This is a genomic window from Streptomyces sp. ATLC9 (assembly GCF_057196705.1).
Window position 1 is genome coordinate 1 of record NZ_JBXUOY010000087.1, and the last position, 18,079, is coordinate 18,079.

The window sequence follows — 18,079 nt, forward strand, 5'->3', positions numbered from 1 at the left end:
CCCGCGCGCGGCCCCGCGCACCCCCCGCCCCCCCCCCCCCCCCCCCCCCTCCGGCCGCCCGCCCCCGCCCCCCCGCGGAAGGAGGAGGAGCCCCCACATGCGACAGACCGGACACATCCCGCGGACGACGCCGACGGCGCGGAGGAGCCCCGCGAGGCTGCTGGCCTCGCTCTTCGCCTTCGCGCTGGCACTGCCCCTTGCGCTTGTCATGACCTCGGCAAGTTCGGCGGGCGCCCACGGCTGGATCACCTCCCCGCCCAGCCGCCAGGACCACTGCGCCACCGGCCGGGTCACCGGCTGCGACGGCCTGCAGTACGAGCCGCAGAGCGTCGAGGCCCCCAAGGGCTCGCGCCTGTGCAGCGGCGGCACCCGGTGGACCTTCCTGGACGACGACAGCCGCAACTGGCCGGTGACCCAGGTCTCCAGCACCGTCACCTTCCAGTGGCGGCTGACCGCCGCGCACAGCACCAGCACCTGGGACTACTACGTCGACGGCGTGCTGTTCAAGCGGTTCGACCAGGGCGGCACCCGTCCGCCGTCGAACATCTCGCACACCCTGAGCGGTCTGCCCTCCGGCAAGCACAAGATCCTCGCCGTGTGGAACGTCGCGGACACCGCCAACGCGTTCTACAACTGCGTGGACATCCAGGTCGGCAGCGGCGGCGGAGACGGTGGCGGCGGCGACGGAGGAACGCCCACCCCGCCGGCCGAGTGCGCCTCCTCCCCCGCCTGGGACCGCTCCGCCGTCTACACCGGCGGCCGGACCGTCATCCACCGCGGCCACGCCTGGCGGGCCGCCTGGTGGACGCGCGGCGAGGAGCCGGGCGTCTCCGGGGTCTGGCGGGACCTGGGCCTCTGCTGAACCACGCACCACACGCCGCTGCCCCCCGCCCCGCGGGGGGCAGCGGCCTGCCGCTCCGGAGCGAGCGGTCGGAGCCCTGCGACCACCACGCGGTCGCCGCACGGCTTGCGCACGCCGTCCTCGTCGGAGGCGGAGACGGTGACCGGCCGCCGCGGGGCGACGGCCGGCCCGTGCCGTCATGTCGCCGTCACACCGCCGGGCCCGTGAGGCGGGCGTGGAGGCGGCGGGCGGAGGCGTCGGTGAGGGAGGCGATCTGGTCGACGATCACGCGCAGCCGGGCCCGGTCGTCGCCGGCCTCCGAGAACAGCGCGCGGAACTGCGGGTCCAGCCCGTCCGGGGCGCGGGCGGCCAGCGCCCGGGCCAGCCCGGCCAGGACGTCGCGCTGCTCGCCGCGCAGCCGCTCCTGGCCGGGGCGCTGCATGACGTACCGGTCGGCGACGGCCTTGAGCACGTCGCACTCCAGCCGCGCGGCGCGCGGGACCACCAGGCCGGCGCCGTAGCGGGTCAGGCGGCCCGGTCCGTACGCCGCCCGGGTCGCGCCCTCGGCGGCCAGGCAGAAGCGGCCGATGAGCTGGCTGGTGGCGTCCTTCAGCCGGGCCTGGGCCACGGCCGTGCCGTCGTAGCCGTGCGGCCACCACTCCTGGTCCAGCAGCCGGTCCAGGGCCTCGGCGAGTTCGGCCTCCTCGGTGCCGGGCGGGGCGTAGCGGGCGGCGGCGACGGCGAAGACCTCGCGGCGCTCGGGCTCGGCCAGCAGCAGGTTGGGGTCGAGATGGCCGGCGTGGAGGCCGTCCTCCACGTCGTGGACGGAGTAGGCGACGTCGTCGGACCAGTCCATGACCTGCGCCTCGAAGCACTGCCCGTGCTCGGGGGCGCCGCGCCGGAACCACTCGAAGACCGGCAGGTCGTCCTCGTAGACGCCGAACTTCCCCGACCCGGGGTCGGCGGGGTGGCCGCCGCGCGGCCAGGGGTACTTGGTGGCGGCGTCCAGCGCGGCGCGGGTGAGGTTGAGGCCGACGCGGACCTGCGGGCCGTCCCCGCCGGCCGGAACGGCGAACCGTTTCGGCTCCAGCCGCGACAGCAGCCTCAGCGACTGCGCGTTGCCCTCGAAGCCGCCGCAGGGCCCTGCGATCTCGTCCAGTACGCGCTCGCCGTTGTGCCCGAAGGGCGGGTGGCCCAGGTCGTGCGCGAGGCAGGCGGTCTCCACCAGATCCGGGTCGCAGCCGAGCGCGGCGCCCAGCTCCCGGCCGACCTGGGCGCACTCCAGGGAGTGCGTCAGGCGGGTGCGGGGGGCGGCGTCCCACGCGCCGGCGGCGGTGTCGGGCGTGACGACCTGGGTCTTGCCCGCGAGCCGCCGCAGCGCGGCGGAGTGCAGCACCCGCGCCCGGTCCCGCTGGAAGGCGGTGCGTCCGGGCCGTTTGTCGGGCTCGGGCACCCAGCGCTCCAGCGCCGCGCCGTCGTAGCCGGCGACGTGCTCCGCCGCTCCGTCTCCCCGGGGGCCGTACGTCGTGTCGTCCATGGCGTACTCATCGCCATACCTGCGGTGCATACACCGACGCTAGCCGCCCCGGGTGACATCCGCGGACGGGCACGGGCGGACACAGGCGGCGGAGCCGGTCAGGAAGCCCGGGCCAGGGCGCCCCGCGGCGGGCAGGGGACGGGCGCGCGGGCCGCCGTACGCACCCGGGCGAGCGCCTCGTCGTAGCGGTGCAGGACGAGGCGGGCCAGCGCCGGGTGCGCGCCCAGCGGACGGGCGGCCGGCAGGCCGGGGGCGTCGCGCGCGCACCGGGCGGCGAAGAGGCCCGGTGCGGTGAAGTACGAGGCCAGGGCGGTGTCGTGGCGCCCGGCGGCGCGCAGGGCTGCCACGGTCTCGGGCACGGTCGGCCCGGCGGCCGAGGCGTAGGCGGGCACCACCGGGACGCCGCCCAGGCGTGCGGAGAGCAGGGCGGCCGTCCGTTCGGCGTCCCGGGCCGAGTCCGGGTCCCGCGATCCGGCCGCCGCCAGCACCACGGCGCCGGTGCGGGACGTGCCGGCGCTCCAGCCCGTCTCGGCCAGCCGCCCGGCCAGCGCCTCGGCCAGCAGCGGGTGCGGCCCCAGCGGTGCGGCGGCCAGGACGGACAGGTGCCCGGCGGCGGCAGCGGCCCCGGGCAGGTCGTGCTTGACGTGGTGGCCGCGGCCCAGGAGCAGCGGGGCGAGGACCGCCTCACCGGCCGGGAGAGCCTCCAGGGCGTCCGGCAGCAGCGGCTCGTTCAGCTCGACGTGGCCGAGTTCCACCCGCAGGCCCGGCCGCAGGGAGCGCACGAGGCCGAGCAGTGCGGTGACGGTGCGCAGCGCCCCGGGGTCGCGGGAGCCGTGGGCGACCGCGACCAGTGGGGGCACGGAGCGGGCGCCGGGCCGGAGGGAGGAGGTCATGGGGCGAGTGTGGCGGGCCCCGGTTGCTCCGCCGTTGCGGCGCTGTGACGCCCGGTTGCGCACGGCTCACGGCACCGGTCCGGGCGGGCTGAGGCGGGCGTGCCGGGCCCGTAACCCACGGGGGCGCGCGGCGTAACACGCTCGACGCACGCTGGGCGGCATGAGCGTGACGACTGCCCAGCCCGCCGGACACGGCCACCGTGCGCCCGCGGCGACCGTGGACACCCACTGCCCGTACTGCGCCCTGCAGTGCGGCATGGGGCTGCGCCCCACCGGGGACGGGGAGGGGGCCGAGGTGGTCGAGCGCACCGCGTTCGACGTCAACCGCGGCGCGTTGTGCGGCAAGGGACGCACCGCCCCGGCCGTGCTCTCCTCCCGGGTGCGGCTGACCGGGCCCCTGGTGCGGCGCCGCGCGGGCGGCCCGCTGGAGCCGGCCGGCTGGGACGAGGCGCTGGACCGCGCCGTGGCGGGTCTCTCGGCGGCGCGGACCGCGTACGGACCGGACTCGGTGGGGGTGTTCGGCGGGGGCGGGCTGACGAACGAGAAGGCGTACTCGCTGGGCAAGTTCGCCCGGCTGGTGCTGGGCACCTCCCAGATCGACTACAACGGCCGGTTCTGCATGTCCTCGGCCGCCGCCGCCCTGAACAGGGCGTTCGGGCTGGACCGGGGGCTGCCCTTCCCGCTGGCGGACGTCGCGCGCACCGGATGCGTGATCCTGGTGGGCGCCAACCCCGCCGACACCATGCCGCCCGCCCTGCGCTACTTCACCGAGCTGCGCGAGCGGGGCGGGAAGCTGATCGTGATCGACCCCCGCCGCACCCGCACCGCCGAGCACGCCGACCTGCACCTGGCACCGCGCCCCGGCACCGACCTGGCCCTCGCGCTGGGCATGCTGCACCTGGTGGTGGCCGAGGGGCGGGTGGACACCGACTTCGTGGCGGCGCGCACCAGCGGCTGGGAGGAGGCGCGCGCGGCGGCGATGGCGCACTGGCCGGAGCTGGTGGAGCGGATCACCGGGGTGCCGGTGCCCGCGCTGCGCGAGGCGGTGGCGCTGTTCTGCGACGCGGAGTCGTCGATGGTGCTCACCGCGCGCGGGCCCGAGCAGCAGTCCAAGGGCACCGACACCGTCGGCGCCTGGATCAACCTGTGCCTGGCCACCGGCCGGGCGGGCCGCCCGCTGTCCGGCTACGGCTGCCTGACCGGCCAGGGCAACGGTCAGGGCGGGCGCGAGCACGGCCAGAAGGCCGACCAGCTGCCCGGCTACCGCAGGCTGGACGACCCGGCGGCGCGCGAGCACGTGGCACGGGTGTGGGGTGTGGACCCCGGCGTGCTGCCGGGACCGGGGCGCAGCGCGTACGAGCTGCTGGACGCGCTGGGGCGCGATGTGCGCGCTCTGCTGCTGACCGGTTCCAACCCGCTCGTCTCCGCGCCGCGAGCCGCCCACGTGGAGGAGCGGCTGCGGTCACTGGACTTCCTGGTGGTGTGCGACGTGGTGCTGTCGGAGACGGCCGCGCTGGCGGACGTGGTGCTGCCGGTGGCTCAGTGGGCTGAGGAGACGGGCACGATGACCAGCCTGGAGGGCCGGGTGCTGCTGCGCCGCAGGGCCCTGGACGCCCCGCCCGGGGTGCGCACCGACCTGGAGGTGCTGAACGCGCTGGCGGGGCGGCTGGGCTGGGAGAAGGGGTTCCCCACCGACCCGGAGGAGGTCTTCGAGGAGCTGCGGCGGGCCTCGGCCGGGGGGCCCGCGGACTACTCGGGGATCACCTACCGGCGTATCGCCGAGGAGGACGGGGTCTTCTGGCCGTGCCCGGAGGCCCCGTCCGGGGGCCCGGGAACGGACGAGGCCGGCGATCCGGCGGTGGACCGCTCCTCCGGCCCCCGCCCCGGTACACCCCGCCTGTTCCTGGACCGCTTCGCCACCGGCGACGGCCGGGCCCGCTTCGCGCTCGTCGTCCACCGCCCGTCGGCGGAGGAACCGGACGCCGACCACCCGCTGCTGCTGACCACGGGCCGGGTGCCGGCCCAGTACCAGTCGGGCGCCCAGACCCGGCGGGTGGCGGAGCTGAACGGCGCCGCCCCGGGCCCGTTCGTCGAACTCCACCCGCGGCTGGCCGAGCGGATCGGCGTGGCCGAGAGGGAGCCGGTGGCAGTGGTCTCGCGGCGGGGACGGGCGGTGGCGCCGGCCCGGATCACGTCGGGCATCCGCCCGGACACGGTGTTCATGCCGTTCCACTGGCCGGGCGAGGGCCGCGCCAACACCCTGACCAACCCGGCCCTGGACCCGGTCTCGCGCATGCCGGAGTTCAAGGTCTGCGCGGTCCGGGTGGAGCGCGCGGGCAACGAGTCGGCCGCGTCCGGTTCGGTGGAGGGCGAGACCCGGGAGGGGACGCGTTAGCGTCGTCGGCGTGTGGACGGGTGTGGACTTCCCCACCGCGGACGGGCCACCGCGTGCCTCGGAACTCGAACGGGACCACGCGGCCGCCTGGCGGGAGTGGGACGAGGACGAGAGCGCCGTGCCCGCACCCGCTCAGGAGCCGCGCGTCTCCTCGGCGACCCAGGCCAGGTAGTCCGCGCCGCCGCGGACGACCGGGGTGGCGATGATCTCGGGAGTGTCGTAGTCGTGGGCCTCGCGCAGGTACGCCTCCAGGGCGTCGTAGCGGGCCGCCGCCGTCTTCAGCAGCACCTGCCACTCGGGCTCGGCGCGCACCTCGCCCTCCCACCGGTAGACCGAGGTCACCGGACCGAGGACCTGGGCGCACGCGGCGACGCGTGCCTCCACCGCGCCGCGCGCCAGCGCCCCGGCCTTCTCCGGGCTGTCGGTGGTGGTCAGCACCGTCAGGATGTCCGTCTCAGCCACGGCCACCGCCCTTCCTCTTCCGCGCGGCCTTCGCCGCCCGCACCGTCCTCGCCGCCCTCGCGGCCCTGCCCGCCCACCGTAGCCGCGGCAACCGCGGCAGGGTCCGGGCCGCCCGCCGCCCGGGGGCTCACCCTTGAGGGGTATTCCGGGACTCTTTTCGGACAAGACGGTTGACCGGATCGGCCGACGGCGCGTTGTCTGCCGGTGGTACGGGCCGCCCCCGGGCCACTCCCCCCTCCCGTCCCCTCCCCGGAGCCACCACATGACCGCTGCTCCCCACCGCTCCCAGGCCGATACACCGCCGGGCCCCCCGGTCCGCCCCGGCCGCCCGCGCCACGTCCCGCTGTACGGGCCGGGCCTCGACGGTGACGGCCTGCCCGCCCTGTACGAGCGGCTGCGCGCGGAGCACGGGCCGGTCGCGCCCGTCGCCCTGGCCCCGGGGGCATGCGCCTGGCTGGTCATGGGCTACGGGGAACTGCTGCGGGTGGCGCGCCGTGAGCAGGACTTCAGCCACGACCCGCGGCACTGGCGCCTGGTGCGCGAGGGGCGCGTGCCCGCCGACTCGCCGCTGCTGGCCCTCGTCGGCTGGCGCCCTGCCCTGATGTTCGCCGACGGGTGGCGGCACCGGCGGATGCGGGCGGCGGTCGCCGACGCGCTGGGCCGGGTCGACGACGGTGAGCTGGGGCGCCTGGTGCGCGAGACCGCCGACCGGCTGATCGACTCCTTCACCGGGCGGGGCGAGGCCGATCTCGTACCGCACTACGCGCACCGCCTGCCGGCGCGGGTCGTCGCCCGGCTGCTGGGGGCGGACGAGCAGGTCAGCCGCAGACTGGCCGAGGCCGTCGCCGGAACGGCCGCCGCCAACGCCGACTCCCCCCACGCCGGACGCCGGCTGGAGCGCCTCCTGCTGGCCCTGCTGCGGGAGAAGCGGCGTGCGCCCGGCCCCGACCTGACCTCCTGGCTGCTGACGCACCCCGCCTCGCTGCGCGAGGAGGAGGTGCTGCACAACCTGGTGGTGACGGTGGTGGCGGCTCATCAGACGACGAAGAACTGGATCGCCACCACGCTGCGCCTGCTGCTGACCGACCCGGCCCTGCGCTCCTCGCTGGACGGCGGGTGCCTGACCGTGGACGAGGCGCTGGACCTGGTGCTGTGGCGGTTCCCGCCCACCCAGAACTTCCCCGGCCGCTACGCCCTGCGCGATGTCCGCCTGGGCCGGCAGGAGGTGCGGGCCGGGGACATGCTCGTGCTGGGGCTGGCCGCCGCCAACGGCGATCCGGAGGTGCTGCCCGCGTGCGGGCGTCCGGTGACGGGCAACCGCGCGCACATGGCGTTCGGCGCGGGGCCGCACGCCTGCCCGGCCCAGCCGCAGGCCCGGCTGATCGCGCGGACGGCCGTGGAGGTGCTGCTGCGGCGGCTGCCCGACCTGCGACTGGCCGCGCCCGAGGAGCGTCTGGCCTGGACGTCGTCGCCGTGGACCAGGAGTCTGGCGGCGCTGCCCGTCCGGTTCACCGCGACGTGGTCCGCCGCCGAGCCCACCGCCTCCCGTGCGCGCCTCGCGGGCGGCGGCCCGGGAGACCGGCGCCGGGGGTGAGACAGGACGGCGGGCTGCCGGCGAGGGCCCGCCGAGGGGCTGTCGTGTCCGGTCCGGCCCGTGGGCCGGCGGGAGGTTCACCGTCGCGCGACCATCCGGCCCTGTCCGGGACCCCACGGGCTCCCGGTACCGGAGATCAATCGGACTTCCTGTGTTTTCAAGCCAGTTGACGAGTAGGATCGCTGCGGTCCCGGGCCCGCCCGGATAGGTGGGAAACCAGACTGGTTCTGATCGCTTCGTCTGAGAGGTCGTTGTCGCCAGTGGTGAGCCGGCAAGCGGGAGGACGAGAATTCTGGTGGCCGGCCGTGGCGGTGTCCGCCGTCTGCGGAGCAGCGGTCGCGGTGGGGCCGGCGGTCTTCCTCCCCGCCGGACGGCCGGCTCCCGTTCCCGGGTGGTTCGCCGCCGGCACCGGCGTCCTGGCGGCGGCACTGGTGCTGTGCCTGGCCGGACTCCTCCGGCTGCGCGGGCGGACCGGTGAGCTCCTGGAACAGGTCGCGCGGGAGCACGCCCTGGCCGCCGCGCGGAGCGCCGAGGTGGTTCGTCTGGCGTCCGTTCGGGTGCCGGCCATCGCCGAGCGGGTGCGCGAGGGACGCGGCCTGGACGGGGTTCCGGGCCCGGCCCTGCCACCCTCCGAGACCGGCGGCGAGTTCGCCCGGGCGCTGGCGGACGTGGTGCGGGCGCTGGGATCGGACGAGGCGGTGCGCCGGGAGCGCGCGCTGCGCGACTCGGTACAGGCGGCCTTCGAGTCCGTCGCCAGGAACATGCACGTGATGGCGACGGTGCAGCAGCAGGTGCTGGACCGCGTCGAGCGGTTCATCAAGGACCCGGACCTGATGGCCGAGGTGATGAAGGCCGACCACGCGGCGGCCCAGATGACCCGCAAGGCACAGACGCTGCTGGTGATGTGCGGGATCTGGCCGACCCGGCGCGAGTCGCGCCCGGTGTCGCTGTTCGACTGCGTGCGCGGCGCGCAGTCGCGGATCGTGGAGTTCGGCCGGGTGGAGGTGCACGGCGGACAGAACCTGTACGTGGTGCCGCCCGCCGTGGAGGGGCTGATGCACGCCACGGCCGAGATCCTGGAGAACGCCACGGTGTTCTCACCCTCGCGTACCCAGGTCGTCGTCTCGGTCCGCGAGGTGGCCGCGGGCGCGGTCGTCGAGATCGACGACGCGGGCCTGGGGATGCCCCCCGACGTGATGGAGCAGGCGCTGCGGCAGCTGCGGAACGGCCTGGACCTCACCGAGCTGGGAGCCGTGCCCCGGCTGGGGCTCGCCTGCGTGGGCCGCTGGTCGCGGCAGCTCGACTTCAAGGTGGAGCTGACGGCCGCCTCGGCGTACGGCGGGACCCGGGCGGTGCTGTTCGTGCCGCACCGGCTGCTGACCGAACCGATCGACCGGGAACCGGCGCTCCTGGCCGCGCCCGCCGACGGGCACACCCGTCCGCGGGAGGCCGCACCCGCCCCGGAGCGTGCGGAGCACCGGGAGCACCCGCGGCGGACCGGCGGCGAGGGGGAAAGGCCCCCCACAGGCCTGCCGCGGCGGCGCAGCCGGCGGCGCTCCCCGGCCGACCCGCTCGACCCGCTCGACCCGCAGCCCCTGTCGCCGGGCGGGCACCGCACGGAGGCCGCCGACGGGCCTCCCCCGACTTCCCGGGCTCCCTGGTCGCCCGAGGCCGCGGGCGCTTCCGTGGCCGACATCGTCTCCGGCGCCCGGCGCGGCCGGGCCGAACTGGAGAGTGCCCCGCAGACCGACGAACGAGAGGAAGGCCGGTAGTGGCCGGAGCCATAACGAGACTGCCCGATGTGGGCTGGATGCTGCGTCCTCTGACGGAGATCCCCGGGGTGCGCCACGCCGTCGTGGTGTCCGAGGACGGGCTCCGCCTGGGACACGCCTCCGCCGAGGGACTGTCGGGCCCGGTGCCGCACCTCGGCGTGGACGAGGCCGAATCGCTCTCCGCCGCCTGCGCGGCGCTGACCATGACAGGGTTGTCCACGGTGTCCCTGCTCTTCGGCCGGGGAGCCGGTGTGCGGCAGCTGATGCTGGAGTCCGAGGACGGGTTCGCTCTGTTCACCTCCGCCGGCACCGGCGCCCATCTGGGGGTGGCCACCGACGCCGACGCCGACGTGGGCCTGGTGGCCCAGCAGATGCAGGTGCTGGTCGCGAAGATCGGAGCGCACTTGAGCAGTGAGCCCCGCGACGCGGCGGACCGGCCGCATGAGGGATGACGAGCAGGAGCGAGGCACGTCCGCGATACGCCCCTACGTGATCACGAAGGGGCGTTCGGGCGCCTCTCGGGACCTGCCCTGGGAGACGCTCGTTCTCGCCTCCGGCGTCACGCCTCCGGCCACTCTCCAGCCGGAGTACCTGCGGATCGTGGAGCGCTGCCAGGGCCTGCTGTCGGTCGCGGAGATCGCCGCGCACCTGGGCCAGCCGCCGCCGGTGGTGCAGGTTCTGCTGGCCGATCTCATCGAGTGGGGGCTCGTCGAGACCCGGCCGCCCGTACCGCCGGCCCGGCATGCCGATGTTTCCCTCCTGAGAAAGGTGCTTCATGGGCTCGAGAGCCGCCTCTGACACGTCCGCCGCCGGTGTGCGCCCGGACGGCCCCGCCGCCCCTCCGGGACCGGGAGGCTCCCCGGACTCCGGGAAGTCCGGCGTGTACGTGCGGTCGAGCGTCGCGGGCGCGGCCAAGATCCTGGTCGTCGGACCGTTCGGGGTGGGAAAGACCACCCTGATCGGAGCGGTGTCGGAGATCAGGCCGCTGTCCACCGAGGCCGTGATGACCCGGGCGGGCGCCCGGGTGGACACCGGCGGCGAGCCGTCGAAGAGGACCACCACCGTCGCCCTGGACTTCGGGCGGATCACGATCGACGGCGAGCTGGTGCTCTACCTGTTCGGCACCCCCGGGCAGCCGCGGTTCCTGCCCACCTGGCGGGAGCTGGCGCGCGGCGCCCTGGGTGCGCTCGCCCTGGTGGACACCCGCGACCTGGAGGCGTCCTTCGACTCCATCGGGCACCTGGAGGACCTGGACCTGCCCTTCAGCGTCGCCGTCAACCTGTTCCCGGACAGCCCCCGGTACGCGGAGGAGGAACTGCGGGCCGCGCTGGACCTGCTGCCGCACACCCCGCTGGTGGTCTGCGACGCCCGTGACGGCGAGTCCTCCCTCAGGGCCCTGATCTCCCTCGTCACCCATCTCATCGACTCCGCCACGGACTCGGAGCCCTCATGACCGTTCCCTTCCCCGACCGCACCGGCGCCGGGCCGCCGCCGGGCTGCCCCGCGCACGGAGGTCCCGCCCCGCTGTACGGCCCGGGTCTCGACGGGGACAACCTGTCGGCGCTGTACGAGCGGCTGCGCGCGGAGCACGGGCCGGTCGCGCCCGTCGCCCTGGCCCCCGGCATCCACGTCTGGCTGGTCATGGGCTACCGGGAGCTGCTCCACCTCGCCCGCGGGGAACAGGACTTCAGCCACGACCCGCGGCGCTGGAACCTGCTGCGCGAAGGCCGTGTCCCGGCCGACTCCCCGCTGATGGCGTTCGTCGGCTGGCGCCCTGCCCTGATGTTCACCGACGGGCAGCAGCACCGGCGGATGCGGGCGGCGGTCGCCGACGCGCTGGGCCGGGTCGACGGGCACGAACTGCGCCGGACGGTGCGGGCCACCGCCGAGCGGCTGATCGACTCCTTCGCCGGGCGGCGCGAGGCGGACCTCGTACCGCACTACGCGCACAAGCTGCCCGTCCAGGTCATGGCGCGGATGCTGGGCGTGGACGACCGGACCGGGCGGCAGCTGGCCGAGGCCACCGCCGGAACGGCCGCCGCCAACGCCGACTCCGCCCGCGCCAGCCGCCGCATGGAGAGCGTCCTGCTGGAGCTGATCAGGGAGAAGCGGCGGCGGCCCGGCCCCGACGTCACCTCGCGGCTGTTGCGGCATCCGGCCCGCCTCAGCGACGAAGAGGTGCTGCACAACATCGTGGTGATGATCGTCGCGGGCAACCAGACGACGAAGAACTGGATCGCCACCACGCTGCGCCTGCTGCTGACCGACCCGGCCCTGCGCTCCTCCCTGACCGGCGGACACCTGACCGTGGACGACGCACTGGACCTGGTGCTGTGGCGGTTCCCGCCCACCCAGAACTTCCCCGCCCGCTACGCCGTCCGCGACATGCGCTTCGGGGGGCAGGACATCCGCGCGGGGGACATGCTCGTGCTGGGGCTGGCCGCCGCCAACACCGACCCGGAGGTGCTGCCCGACGACGCACGCCCGGTCACCGGCAACCGCGCGCACGTGGCGTTCAGCGCGGGGCCGCACACCTGCCCGGCGCAGGACCCCGCCCGGCTGATCGCCCGCACCGCGGTGGACACCCTCCGGCACCATCTGCCCGACATGGAACTGGCCGTTCCCGAACAGCAGTTGTCCTGGGCCTCGTCGCCCTGGACCAAGGGTCTGGCGGCGCTGCCCGTCCGCTTCACCGCGCCGCAGTCCGACCTCGCCACCGCGATCCCCCAGGGAGAGTCCAGATGACCGAAGCCGCCACCGGCGCGTCCGGCCCCGACGAACCGTACGTCCTCGACCCGCGCGGCACCGATCCGCACCCGGTCAACGAGCAGCTGCGCGAGCGGGGGCCGGCCGCGCCGGTGGTGCTCCCCGGCGGCGTCGACGGGTTCGTCGTCACCGGGCACGATGAGCTGAGGGATTTCCTGGGGCACCCCCACGTGGCCAAGGACGCCTGTCACTTCGCCGCCCTCCAGCGCGGGGAGATCCCCGAGGGCTGGCCGCTGCGCACCTTCGCCACCGTCCCCGGCATGACGACGGCCGACGGCGCGGACCACCGGCGGCTGCGCTCCCTGGTCACCCGGGCGTTCACGCCTCGCCGTGTGGAACTGCTGCGGCCGCGGGTGACGGAGCTGGTGGGCGAACTGCTGGACGACCTGGCCGAGGCGGCCGAGGAAGGGGGCGGAACCGCCGACCTGCGGCGGCATTTCGCCTTCCCGCTGCCCATGAGCGTGATCTGCGAGCTGCTCGGCATCGGCCCGGAACCGAGGCTGCGGCTGCACAGGCTCTCCAACCGCATCGTCAGCACCGACATCTCCCCCGCCGAGGCCGTGGCCGCGAACCGGGAGATCATGGCGATCCTCGCCCGGGTGGCGGCGGATCGCCTCGCCGACCCCGGCGACGACCTCACCAGCGCCCTGATCGCCGCGCGCGAGGACGACGGCGACCGGCTGAGCGAGGAGGAGCTGGCCGGCACCCTGCTGCTGATGATCGTCGCCGGGCACGAGACCACCCTCAACCTGATCACCAACGCGGTGCGCGCCCTGTGTGCCCACCGCGACCAGTTGGAGCTGGTCCGCTCCGGCCGGGCCGGCTGGGATGACGTGGTGGAGGAGACCCTGCGCCACAACAGCCCGGTCAGCTACTTCCCGTTCCGCTACCCGGTCCGCGACCTGGAGGTGGGCGGGACGGTGATCCCGGCGGGCACCCCCGTGCTGGCCGGCTACTCGGCCGCCGGGCGCGACCCGCGGGCGCACGGGGAGGACGCCGACCGGTTCGATGTCACCAGGCCACCGAGCCGCCACCTGTCGTTCGGCCACGGCGCGCACTACTGCCTGGGCGCTCCCCTGGCCCGACTGGAGGCCACCACCGCGCTGGAGGCGCTGTTCACGCGCTTCCCCGGTCTGGACCTGGCACGGCCGGAGGAGGAGCTGCCCCGGCACCGCAGCCTGGTGGGCAACAGCGTCCAGATCCTGCCGGTCCGGCCGGTCCCGTAGAGGACGGACGCGGGCCGCGGCCCACCGGGCTCACAGCCGGGGGGCGGGTGCGCTGAGGGCGGTGTTGCCGCCGGGAAACAGCCGTGATGCGGGTGGGAAACAGCCCGGCCGCACGCTTTCCGCATGACGTCGACCAAGCGTGTGGTGGTGATCGGCGGCGGGATGGCCGCCGCCCGGCTGGCCGGGCAGCTCTCCGCCGCCGGCGCCCTCGGTACCGGGGGCGCCGGCGGCGCGGCCGTGGATCTGACGGTCGTCGGCGAGGAGCCCCACGCGCCGTACAACCGGGTGCTGCTGGCCGAGGTGCTGGCCGGGCGGTACGCGCCGGAGGTGATCGGTCTGCCCGCCCCGCCCGCCGTCCGCTGGCTGCGCGGTGTGCGGGCGGTGCGGCTGGACCGGGCCGAGCGGCTGGTGCGGTGCGACGACGGCTCCTCGCTGCCGTACGACACCCTGGTGCTGGCCACCGGTTCCAACCCGGTGCTGCCCCCGCTGCGCGGGCTCTTCCCCGACGGCGGCGGGCACGAACCGCCCCGTGGCGTGCACCCCTTCCGCACCATGGCCGACTGCCGGGCGCTGGCGGCGGCGGCACGGCCCGGGGTGCGGGCCGTCGTCGTCGGCGGCGGCCTGCTCGGGGTCTCGGCCGCCCGCGCGCTGGCCGGGCGCGGGGCGCACACCGTCCTCGCCCACCAGGGCGAGCACCTCATGGAGCACCACCTGGACGCCCGCGCCTCGGCGCTGCTGCGCGGGCATCTGGAGGATCTGGGCGTCGAGGTCCACACCGAGTGCCGCGTCCGGGGTCTGCTGACCTCGGGGCACGCCGGCGAGGGTGCCGGCGGAGGGGCCGCGGCCCGCGGCGTGGAACTCGCCGACGGCTACCGGCTGGAGGCCGAGCTGACCGTCCTCGCCTGCGGGGTGCGTCCGCGGACCGGGCTCGCCGGGGCGGCCGGTCTGGAGGTCCGCGACGGGATCGTCGTGGACGACGAGCTGCGCACCGGCGATCCCCGGATCCACGCCGTCGGCGACTGCGCCGAGCACGGCGGGAGGGTCTACGGGCTGGCCGGCGCCGCCCAGGAGCAGGCCGACGTGCTGGCCCGCGTCCTGCTGGCGGACGGCACCACGGACGGCGCGGCGACCGGCGCGAGGCCCCCCGTGTACACCGGCACCCGGGCGCTGACACGTCTGACCCTCGCCCCGCCCTCCGCCGGCCCCGGGAGCGCGCTGGACCTCGCCTCGTTCGGCGAGACCGTGCCCCGCGCGGGCGACGACGTCGTCCGCCTCGCCGATGCCACCCGCGGCGTCTACCGCAAGGTCGTCGTCCGCGGCGACCGGCTGGTGGGCGGCATCCTCCTGGGCGACCTCGGCACCGTCGGCGCCCTCGCCCGCGCCTGGGAGGGCGGCGAGCCGCTGTCCTCCGCCCCGCTGCTCCACCTGCTCACCAACGATGGAGGCCTGTAGACATGCCACGGACGCCACGCCCCACGATCGTGCTCGTCGGGCACGGGATGGCCGGCCAGCGGTTCCTGGAGGAGCTCGCGAGCCGGGAGGTGACCGAACGGGCCCGGGTGGTCGTGCTGTGCGAGGAGCCCCGGCCCGCGTACGACCGCGTGCGGCTCACCTCGTACTTCTCCGGCCGCACACCCGAGGAGCTGTCCCTGGTGGACGAGGGCTTCATGGAGCGGCACGGCATCGAGCTGCGCCTGGGCGACCCGGCGGTCGCGATCGACCGCGAGGCGCGCACCGTGACCTCGCGCGCGGGGCTGGAGACCGGCTACGACGTCCTGGTGCTGGCCACCGGCTCCTACCCGTTCGTGCCGCCCGTGCCGGGCAGCGACAGCGCCGGCTGCTTCGTGTACCGCACGGTGGAGGACCTGCTGGCCATCGAGGAGTACGCGCGGGGAAGCCGGACGGGCACGGTCGTCGGCGGGGGCCTGCTGGGCCTGGAGGCGGCCGGCGCGCTCAGCGGCCTGGGCCTTGAGACCCACATCGTGGAGTTCAACCCGCGTCTGATGGCCCTCCAGGTCGACGACGGCGGCGGCGCCGCCCTGCGCCGCACCGTCGAGGGGATGGGCCTGACCGTCCACACCGGCGTGGGCGGCAAGGAGATCACCACCGGCCCGGACGGCGCCGTCACGGCCATGACGCTGTCGGACGGCTCGGCGATCGCCACCGACCTGGTGGTCTTCTCGGCGGGCGTGCGCCCCCGCGACGAGCTGGCCCGCGGCTGCGGCCTGGAGGTCGGCGAGCGCGGCGGGATCACCGTGGACGAGCGCTGCCGCACCGCCGACGCGGCGGTGTACGCCATCGGCGAGTGCGCCAGGACCGTGGACGGCATGGTCTACGGCCTGGTGGCGCCGGGCTACGAGATGGCGCGGGTGGCGGCCGAGACGATCGCCGGGGAGACGGGAGGCGCGGGCGGTACGGAGGGCGCGGACGGCACAGGGGCCTCCTTCACCGGCGCCGACACCTCCACCAAGCTCAAGCTGCTGGGCGTGGACGTGGCCTCCTTCGGCGACGCGCTGGGGAGGACCGAGGGCTGTCTGGACGTCGTCTACTCCGACTCCCGGGCCGGGGTCTACAAGAAGCTGGTGGTCGCCTCCGACGGCACCCTGCTGGGCGGTGTGCTGGTCGGCGACGCCGAGGCGTACGGCACGCTGCGCCCGCTGACCGGCAGCGTCCCGCCGGTGGCACCCGAGCAGCTGGTGCTCCCGGCCGGGGCCGGGGCGCCGGTGGCGCTGGGACCGTCCGCGCTGCCGGACGACGCGGTGGTGTGCAGCTGCCACAACGTCACCAAGGGCGCCGTCCGCGCGGCCGTCACCGACCACGCGTGCACCACGGTGCCCGAGGTGAGGAAGTGCACGAAGGCGGGCACCGGCTGCGGCAGCTGCGTGAAGGTGCTCACCAGGCTGGTCGAGGACGAGCTGGAGGCGAGCGGCGTCACCGTCGACAAGGGCCTGTGCGGCTGCTTCGCCCACACCCGCGGCGAGCTGTACGAGATCGTCCGCACCCGGCGGCTGTCCACCTTCGCGGAGCTGCTGGACGGCCACGGCCGTGAGGAGGCCCGGGGTGGGGAGGGCTGCGAGGTCTGCAAGCCGGCCGTCGCCTCGATCATCGCCTCGCTCGCCCCGGCGCTGGGAGCCAGCGGCTATGTCCTGGACGGCGAGCAGGCGGCCCTCCAGGACACCAACGACCACCATCTGGCCAACATCCAGCGCAACGGCTCGTACTCGGTCGTGCCGCGCATCCCCGGCGGCGAGATCACACCCGAGAAGCTGATCGTGATCGGTGAGGTGGCCCGCGACTTCGGCCTCTACACCAAGATCACCGGTGGTCAGCGGATCGACCTGTTCGGCGCCCGCGTGGACCAGCTCCCGGCGATCTGGGCGCGGCTGGTGGCGGCCGGCTTCGAGTCCGGCCACGCCTACGGCAAGGCGCTGCGCACCGTGAAGTCGTGCGTGGGGCGGACCTGGTGCCGCTACGGTGTGCAGGACTCGGTGCGCATGGCCATCGACCTGGAGCTGCGTTACCGGGGCCTGCGCGCGCCGCACAAGCTGAAGGGGGCGGTCTCCGGCTGCCAGCGCGAGTGCGCCGAGGCGCGGGGCAAGGACTTCGGCGTGATCGCCACGGCGAACGGCTGGAACCTGTACGTGGGCGGCAACGGCGGCGCGACCCCGCGCCACGCCGACCTGCTGGCGAAGGACCTGTCGGACGCGGAGCTGGTCCGGCTGATCGACCGCTTCCTGATGTTCTACATCCGCACCGCCGACCGGCTGGAGCGCACCGCCGCCTGGCTGGAGCGGATCGAGGGCGGCCTGGAGCACGTGCGCGACGTGGTCGTGCACGACTCACTGGGGCTGTGCGCCGAACTGGAGGCCCTGATGGCCGGCCATGTGGCGAACCACCGCGACGAGTGGGCCGAGACGCTGGGCGACCCCGAGCGGCTGCGGCGCTTCGTGTCCTTCGTCAACGCCCCCGGCGCGCCTGACCCGTCGGTGCGGTTCGTCGCCGAGCGCGAGCAGGTCCGGCCCGACCTGACGCTCCTGTCCGGGCCCGACATCCCCGTCCGCACGCTCGAGGCCCTCGAAGGGAGCGCGGCCCGATGACCACAGCCACGACCGACGCGACGACCGACGCCTCCGGGGAGGTCCGGCCGGCCGGGGCCCGGGTGGAGGTGCGCGCCGAGGGCGGCTGGGCCGCGGTGTGCGACCTGTCCGACCTGGTGCCGGGGCGGGGGGTGGCGGCGCTGCTGCCCGACGGCCGGCAGATCGCCGTCTTCCGGGACCGGGCGGGCCGGACGTACGCCCTGGGCAACCGCGATCCGTTCACCGGCGCCTATGTGCTCTCACGCGGGCTGCTGGGCTCGGCGGGCGGCCGGGTCTTCGTGGCCTCCCCGCTGCTCAAGCAGCGCTTCGACCTGACCACGGGCCGCTGTCTGGACGACGACGCGGTCTCGGTGCCGGTGTACGCCGTCCGCACACGCTGAGGGGTTCCGGGGGGAACGACGGGAAGCATGGTGGCGGCGAGACGCCGGAGGGCACCCGGGAACGGTGGGGGCCCCGGCCGCGGCCCGTGTGGGGCGGGCCGCGACTGGGGCCCGGC

16 protein-coding genes are annotated in these 18,079 nt (G+C 75.6%); 13 read left to right on the forward strand and 3 right to left on the reverse strand.

Features of this window, described 5'->3' with window-relative positions; all coding sequences use genetic code 11:
* Positions 1 to 97 precede the first annotated feature (97 nt).
* Positions 98 to 862 (forward strand): lytic polysaccharide monooxygenase, encoded by a 765-nt coding sequence (locus AC2CJA_RS12025; protein WP_484602668.1) that lies wholly within the window; start codon positions 98 to 100, stop codon positions 860 to 862.
* 187 nt (positions 863 to 1,049) lie between these two features.
* Here AC2CJA_RS12025 and AC2CJA_RS12030 read toward each other — a convergent pair whose 3' ends face one another.
* Together AC2CJA_RS12030 and AC2CJA_RS12035 are read right to left on the reverse strand one after the other, a co-directional pair.
* Positions 1,050 to 2,378: a deoxyguanosinetriphosphate triphosphohydrolase gene (locus tag AC2CJA_RS12030; protein ID WP_484602683.1), complete on the reverse strand. Its 1,329-nt coding sequence runs from the start codon at positions 2,376 to 2,378 to the stop codon at positions 1,050 to 1,052.
* A 98-nt stretch (positions 2,379 to 2,476) separates the two neighbouring features.
* Entirely contained in the window at positions 2,477 to 3,271 is a 795-nt protein-coding gene (locus AC2CJA_RS12035; RefSeq protein ID WP_484602669.1) for a sirohydrochlorin chelatase, read from the reverse strand.
* 160 nt (positions 3,272 to 3,431) lie between these two features.
* Between AC2CJA_RS12035 and AC2CJA_RS12040 the strand changes: the two genes are divergently transcribed.
* Both AC2CJA_RS12040 and AC2CJA_RS12045 read left to right on the forward strand, forming a co-directional pair.
* Positions 3,432 to 5,666 (forward strand): molybdopterin oxidoreductase family protein, encoded by a 2,235-nt coding sequence (locus tag AC2CJA_RS12040; protein WP_484602670.1) that lies wholly within the window; start codon positions 3,432 to 3,434, stop codon positions 5,664 to 5,666.
* Positions 5,667 to 5,676: 10 nt separating this feature from the next.
* Entirely contained in the window at positions 5,677 to 5,838 is a 162-nt protein-coding gene (locus AC2CJA_RS12045) for a hypothetical protein (protein ID WP_484602671.1), read from the forward strand.
* Here the strand turns inward: AC2CJA_RS12045 and cutA are convergent.
* Entirely contained in the window at positions 5,799 to 6,128 is a 330-nt protein-coding gene (gene cutA / locus AC2CJA_RS12050) for a divalent-cation tolerance protein CutA (protein WP_484602672.1), read from the reverse strand. The genes AC2CJA_RS12045 and cutA overlap by 40 nt on opposite strands.
* A 262-nt stretch (positions 6,129 to 6,390) precedes the next feature.
* On the opposite strand from cutA, the gene AC2CJA_RS12055 reads away from it, so the two are divergent.
* The 10 genes from AC2CJA_RS12055 (at position 6,391) to nirD (ending at position 17,963) form a co-directional block, all read left to right on the forward strand.
* The gene (locus tag AC2CJA_RS12055; protein WP_484602673.1) at positions 6,391 to 7,722 is read left to right on the forward strand and encodes a cytochrome P450 family protein; all 1,332 of its coding nucleotides are present in this window, start codon (positions 6,391 to 6,393) and stop codon (positions 7,720 to 7,722) included.
* Between the two features lie 305 nt (positions 7,723 to 8,027).
* On the forward strand, positions 8,028 to 9,494 hold the full coding sequence (locus tag AC2CJA_RS12060; protein WP_484602674.1) for an ATP-binding protein: 1,467 nt from the start codon (positions 8,028 to 8,030) through the stop codon (positions 9,492 to 9,494).
* Complete coding sequence (locus AC2CJA_RS12065; RefSeq protein WP_484602675.1) at positions 9,494 to 9,946, forward strand: roadblock/LC7 domain-containing protein; 453 nt, start codon at positions 9,494 to 9,496, stop codon at positions 9,944 to 9,946. The genes AC2CJA_RS12060 and AC2CJA_RS12065 overlap by 1 nt, the downstream gene beginning before the upstream one ends.
* Complete coding sequence (locus tag AC2CJA_RS12070) at positions 9,936 to 10,292, forward strand: DUF742 domain-containing protein (protein ID WP_484602676.1); 357 nt, start codon at positions 9,936 to 9,938, stop codon at positions 10,290 to 10,292. Before AC2CJA_RS12065 ends, AC2CJA_RS12070 begins: the two co-directional genes overlap by 11 nt.
* A gap of 82 nt (positions 10,293 to 10,374) precedes the next feature.
* The gene (locus AC2CJA_RS12075) at positions 10,375 to 10,947 is read left to right on the forward strand and encodes a GTP-binding protein (RefSeq protein ID WP_484602677.1); all 573 of its coding nucleotides are present in this window, start codon (positions 10,375 to 10,377) and stop codon (positions 10,945 to 10,947) included.
* Complete coding sequence (locus AC2CJA_RS12080; protein WP_484602678.1) at positions 10,944 to 12,239, forward strand: cytochrome P450; 1,296 nt, start codon at positions 10,944 to 10,946, stop codon at positions 12,237 to 12,239. Before AC2CJA_RS12075 ends, AC2CJA_RS12080 begins: the two co-directional genes overlap by 4 nt.
* A complete protein-coding gene (locus AC2CJA_RS12085; protein WP_484602679.1) occupies positions 12,236 to 13,486 on the forward strand; it encodes a cytochrome P450 family protein in 1,251 nt (416 codons plus the stop codon). The genes AC2CJA_RS12080 and AC2CJA_RS12085 overlap by 4 nt, the downstream gene beginning before the upstream one ends.
* Before the next feature lie 123 nt (positions 13,487 to 13,609).
* Positions 13,610 to 14,938: an NAD(P)/FAD-dependent oxidoreductase gene (locus AC2CJA_RS12090; protein WP_484602680.1), complete on the forward strand. Its 1,329-nt coding sequence runs from the start codon at positions 13,610 to 13,612 to the stop codon at positions 14,936 to 14,938.
* Positions 14,939 to 14,940: 2 nt separating this feature from the next.
* A complete protein-coding gene (nirB, locus tag AC2CJA_RS12095) occupies positions 14,941 to 17,583 on the forward strand; it encodes a nitrite reductase large subunit NirB (RefSeq protein ID WP_484602681.1) in 2,643 nt (880 codons plus the stop codon).
* The gene (gene nirD, locus AC2CJA_RS12100; protein WP_484602682.1) at positions 17,580 to 17,963 is read left to right on the forward strand and encodes a nitrite reductase small subunit NirD; all 384 of its coding nucleotides are present in this window, start codon (positions 17,580 to 17,582) and stop codon (positions 17,961 to 17,963) included. The genes nirB and nirD overlap by 4 nt, the downstream gene beginning before the upstream one ends.
* Positions 17,964 to 18,079: the final 116 nt, after the last annotated feature.